Raw genomic sequence first — 4,546 nt, forward strand, 5'->3', positions numbered from 1 at the left:
GGCCTGACTTCGTTTGCGCACTAGCCCAAGTCCGGCTCCGGCACATGGAAGTGTGCGTCCCGCAGACGGAACGCTTCCTTGGTGCCGTGTTCGGCTCTGGTCTTCACGAAATTGAACTCCCCCGGCGAGAATTGCAGATTGGTGCCGTAGGCGTGGAACAGATAGCTGGCCACCTCCTCGCCCTGATAGGCCTGACTCTGCTCGACCATCCGGAACGCCTCTTTCGCGATCACCACACCGTCGGCGGGCATCTTCGCCGCCTTCTCGGCCCAGTAGCGCGCCCGCGCGGTGACCGCCGCCGAATCGCAGGTCTCGGTGAAGACGCCGAGATGTTCCAGCGTGCCCGCCTCGATGATGTCGCCGGTGAGCAGCATCCGTCGCGCGAGCACCGGGCCGAGCCGATGGAAGAACATGTGCAGACTGCCCAGCGCCGGGCCGAGGAACCGTGCCGCGGGCATGCCGATCTTCGCGTCGCGCGCGATGACCGAGATGTCGGTCATCAGGGCCATCTCGAAGCCGCCGCCCAGCGCGTAGCCGCTGATCTCGCCGACGGTGACCTTCGGGAAGCCCATGAAGTTGTGGTAGAAACCGAAGGACTTGCGGTCCACCGTGAGTCGGCGGCGCTGGCTCGGTCGGCTCTTGGCGGGCCGGTCACCGTTGGTCGCGGGGCGCTCCCCGTACCAGCCGTAGGCGTTGTTCATGTCCGCGCCGGTGCTGAACACCCCTTCGGCACCGCGCAGCAGCACGACGGTGATGTCGTCGTCGGCGGCGACCTCGTCCAGGTAGCGCGCGATCCCGTCCCGCATGGCGGCGTTGTAGGAGTTGCGCTGCGACGGGTTGTTCAGCGTGATGGTGGCGATCCTGCGGTCGGGATCGACCTCGTAGAGCACGCGGCCCTCGGCGGTACTGGAACTGGTCATCGACTGTCTCTTCCTTGTTCGAGGGGGATGGGCGCGCGCTGTCCGTAGCGCGCGGTGGTCGGCGTGGTCATCAGACGACCTGCCGCTCGCGCAGGTCGGTCACCTCGTCGGGGCTGTAACCGAGATCGGCCAGGATCTGCCCGGTGTGCTCGCCGAGCAGCGGCGCGCGCCGACGGATCCGTCCCGGTGTGCGCGACATCCGGAACGGGGTTCCGACGATCGGCACCGGCTTCGACGCTCCCGGATAGTCGATCCGCTCGAGGTAGCCCAGCTTCTCGACGTGCGGGTCCTCGAGCACGTCGTGGGTGCTGTGCATCGGCGCCGCGGGCAGTTTGAACCGCTCGAGCGCCGCGAGCACCTCGGCCTTGGTGCGACCCCGGCACCAGTCCTGCATGAGGTCGTTGAGAAAGTCGCCGTGCTGCCAGCGCAGGTCGTCATCGGCGAAGCGCGGATCGTCCATGAGATCCTCCCGGCCGATCAACCGGCACCACCGACGGAACATCGGCTGCCCGGCCACCTGGAGCAGCACCCAGCCGTCGGTGACCGCGTAAAGATCGCACGGCGCGACCGAGGTCCCCCGATTGCCCATCCGCGGTTTGTCGACGCCGAGCAGGTCGCGCTCGATCAGGAACGCATTGCTCATCATCAGCGCGGTCGGCAGCAACGCGCCCTCGACGTGCTGACCCTCGCCGGTGGCGCGGTGATGGAACAGCGCCATCATGACCCCGATGGCCAGTGTCATCGCCGTGCCGAAGTCGGTGTAGGGGACCGTGGTGCGGATCGGCTGTTCGGGCAGGCCTTGGCGATGGGTGGCGCCCGACATGACCTGGCCCGCACCGTCGAAACCGATCCGGTCGCTGTAGGGACCGCCCTCGCCGTAGGCCGTGGCGCTGGCCAGGATGATGTCGGCCTTGACCGCGCGCAGGGTGTCGTAGTCGAGGCCGCTGGCCCGCATTCCGGCCAACGGCATGTTGGCGACGACGATGTCGGCGCCTGCCACGAGGCGCCGGGTGATCTCGGCGCCGTCGGGTGTGGTCGAGTCCAGGGTCAGCGACCGCTTGTTGCGGTTGCACTGCAGGAACGTGCCGCCCTCGCCGCCCTCGGTCACCGCCTGCACCCAACGGTCCTCGCCGCCCTCGCGCTTCTCGACCCGGACGACATCGGCGCCCATGTCGGCCAGGATCGCGGTGCACCACGGGGCGGCGATGAACCGGCCGTAGTCGAGCACCCGCACACCGTCGAGGACGCCCCTGGTCGTACTCCCCCCGGCGATCCGGTCGGCTTCCGCACCGTCCGAAGGTGTGCTCCCGTTCTCGGCCATCGCCACTCTTTCCTCGTCGGTACTTCACGTCACCTTGGCAGAACCATAACGGTATTGTCTACTGTATATCTAACAGTATGGGCCACGCCCTGTCCCCCAGGAGGAATGCATGCCGTTCGACACCATCGGCTACGAGGTAGACGGGCACACGGCCACCATCACGCTGAACCGGCCCGAGGCCCTCAACGCGCTGAGCCCGCACATGATCACCGAACTGCGCGCCGCCTACGACGAGGCCGAGACCGACGACAAGGTCTGGCTGCTGATCGTGACCGCGAACGGTCGCGCCTTCTGCACCGGCGCCGATGTCAAGGCGATCCCCGGCGACGGCAAGGTCCTCAACGAGAAGCCGTACCTGTCGACCTACGAACAGTGGGAGGCTCCGCAGGAGGGCACCCCGCCCTTCCGGACCATGACCAAACCGATTGTTGTCGCGATCAACGGAATCTGTTGCGGCGCGGGCCTGGACTGGGTGACCACCGGCGACATCATCATCGCCTCGGATCGAGCGACCTTCTTCGATCCCCATGTGAGCATCGGGCTCGTCGCGGGCCGAGAGGTGGTCCGTCTGGCGCGGGTGCTCCCGCGCACCGTGGCCCTGCGGATGGCGATGATGGGCAAGCACGAGCGGATGAGCGCCCAGCGCGCCTACGAGCTGGGCATGATCACCGAGGTCGTCGAGCACGACCGCCTGCTCGAGCGGGCCCGCGAGATCGCCGACACCCTCAATTCCAATGCGCCGCTGGCGGTTCGCGGGACCCGACTGGCGATCGTCAAGGGCCTTGACGTGCCGATGCACGAGGCCGAGATGCTGGCCGAGTCGTTCCGCGAACGGGTCACCCGCACCGAGGACGCGCTCGAGGGACCGCGCGCGTTCGTCGAGAAGCGCGCCCCGGAATGGCAGTGCCGATGAGCGCCGACTACAGCACGATTCTGCTCGACGTCGACGCCGACGACCGGGTCGCCACCCTCACCCTGAACCGCCCCGAACGGCTCAACGCCTTCGACCGCACCATGTGCGAGGAGGTCCGCGACGCGTGGCGCCGGATCAGGCTCGACGACTCGGTCCACGCGGTCGTCCTGCGCGCGGCGGGCACTCGCGCCTTCAGCGCGGGACTCGACATCAAGTCCGCCTACGGCCAACCCGACGGGATCTGGCATCACGAGGACCCCGGCGAGCTGTTGAGCCCCAAGTGGCAGAAGATGTGGAAACCGGTGGTGTGCGCGGTCAACGGCCTGTGCACCGCCGGCGCGTTCTACTTCGTCAACGAGTCCGACGTGGTGATCTGTTCCGACGAAGCCACCTTCTTCGACTCCCATGTGTCGGCGGGGTTGGTTTGCGCGCTGGAGCCGATCGGACTCATGCGCCGGGTCGGGCTCGGCGAGACCCTGCGCATCGCGTTGATGGGTAACGACGAACGAGTGTGCGCCGAGACCGCGCTGCGCATCGGCCTGGTGACCGAAATCGTGACCCGCGAACAACTCTGGGAACGCGCACACGCCATCGCCGCCGGCATCGCGGCCAAGCCGCCGACGGCGACCCAGGGCACGGTAAAGGCGATTTGGGAATCGCTGGACAAACCCTATCGGGCCGCGCTCGATCAGGGCCTCATCTACACCCGCCTCGGCAACCCGATCGCCAAGGCGGAACTCGCCGCGGCCGCGGAAGATCAACAACGCCGCGGCATTTCGACCGAACCGAGGATTCGTTGATGACCGACACCCATACCCATCCACTGAGCGGGCGCATCGTCGGAGTCCTCGACCTGGCGCCGAGTTCACGGGCCATCGAATTCGATGGAACCTGGCACAACTGGGGCGAACTCGCCGAGACCGCGCGGCGCGTCAGTGCGCTGATCACAACGCCGTGCCAGGTCGGCATCCTGTTGCGCAACCGCCCCGAACACGTGGCCGCGTTCCTCGGCGTTCTGCTCAGCGGCGGCACCGTCGTCGTGATCAACCCCGCCCGGGGCGACGACCGCACCCGGTCCGATATCGCCGCGCTCGACCTGCCACTGGTGATCGGCGGGCAGGCGGACCTGGCCGGCCTCGTCGGGCCGGGGGCCGCGACCGTGACCATCGCCGCCCTCGACACCGCACCGATCCCCAGCGAGTCGGTCGGCGAGCACGACGCGGGCACCCCGTTGCCGGGAATCGCCGTCCGCATGCTCACCAGCGGGACCACCGGGCCACCCAAGCGTGTCGAGATCACCTACGACATGCTGGCGCGCAGTGTCATCGGCACCGACTTCGAGCAGGCCGCCGCACCGACCGCACCGCGCGGTGGCGTCGCGATCGTCAATGC

Annotated in this window: 5 protein-coding genes; 3 read left to right on the forward strand and 2 right to left on the reverse strand. The window is 67.9% G+C overall.

Annotation, left to right across the window (positions count from 1 at the left end; translation table 11 throughout):
* Window positions 1–20: 20 nt before the first annotated feature.
* Window positions 21–920 (reverse strand): enoyl-CoA hydratase/isomerase family protein, encoded by a 900-nt coding sequence (locus tag ACFWF3_RS25380; protein WP_379315745.1) that lies wholly within the window; start codon window positions 918–920, stop codon window positions 21–23.
* A gap of 70 nt (window positions 921–990) precedes the next feature.
* Window positions 991–2,241, reverse strand: a complete 1,251-nt coding sequence (locus ACFWF3_RS25385) for a CaiB/BaiF CoA transferase family protein (RefSeq protein ID WP_379315747.1) — start codon at window positions 2,239–2,241, stop codon at window positions 991–993.
* Window positions 2,242–2,350: 109 nt separating this feature from the next.
* On the opposite strand from ACFWF3_RS25385, the gene ACFWF3_RS25390 reads away from it, so the two are divergent.
* The 3 genes from ACFWF3_RS25390 to ACFWF3_RS25400 all read left to right on the forward strand — a co-directional run.
* Window positions 2,351–3,154, forward strand: a complete 804-nt coding sequence (locus tag ACFWF3_RS25390) for an enoyl-CoA hydratase/isomerase family protein (RefSeq protein WP_379315749.1) — start codon at window positions 2,351–2,353, stop codon at window positions 3,152–3,154.
* The gene (locus ACFWF3_RS25395; protein ID WP_379315751.1) at window positions 3,151–3,954 is read left to right on the forward strand and encodes an enoyl-CoA hydratase/isomerase family protein; all 804 of its coding nucleotides are present in this window, start codon (window positions 3,151–3,153) and stop codon (window positions 3,952–3,954) included. The genes ACFWF3_RS25390 and ACFWF3_RS25395 overlap by 4 nt, the downstream gene beginning before the upstream one ends.
* Window positions 3,954–4,546, forward strand: a 593-nt coding sequence (locus ACFWF3_RS25400; RefSeq protein WP_379315753.1) for an AMP-binding protein, incomplete at its 3' end; no start/stop codon positions are given. The genes ACFWF3_RS25395 and ACFWF3_RS25400, both read left to right, overlap by 1 nt.

This window comes from Nocardia sp. NPDC060220 (assembly GCF_042727815.1).
GTDB lineage: Bacteria > Actinomycetota > Actinomycetes > Mycobacteriales > Mycobacteriaceae > Nocardia.

Excerpts from the sequence above, each read along its gene's own strand:
- ACFWF3_RS25380 (WP_379315745.1), bottom strand. The coding sequence starts at position 920 with ATGACCAGTTCCAGTACCGCCGAGGGCCGCGTGCTCTACGAGGTCGAT.
- ACFWF3_RS25385 (WP_379315747.1), bottom strand. The coding sequence starts at position 2,241 with ATGGCCGAGAACGGGAGCACACCTTCGGACGGTGCGGAAGCCGACCGG.
- ACFWF3_RS25390 (WP_379315749.1), top strand. The coding sequence starts at position 2,351 with ATGCCGTTCGACACCATCGGCTACGAGGTAGACGGGCACACGGCCACC.
- ACFWF3_RS25395 (WP_379315751.1), top strand. The coding sequence starts at position 3,151 with ATGAGCGCCGACTACAGCACGATTCTGCTCGACGTCGACGCCGACGAC.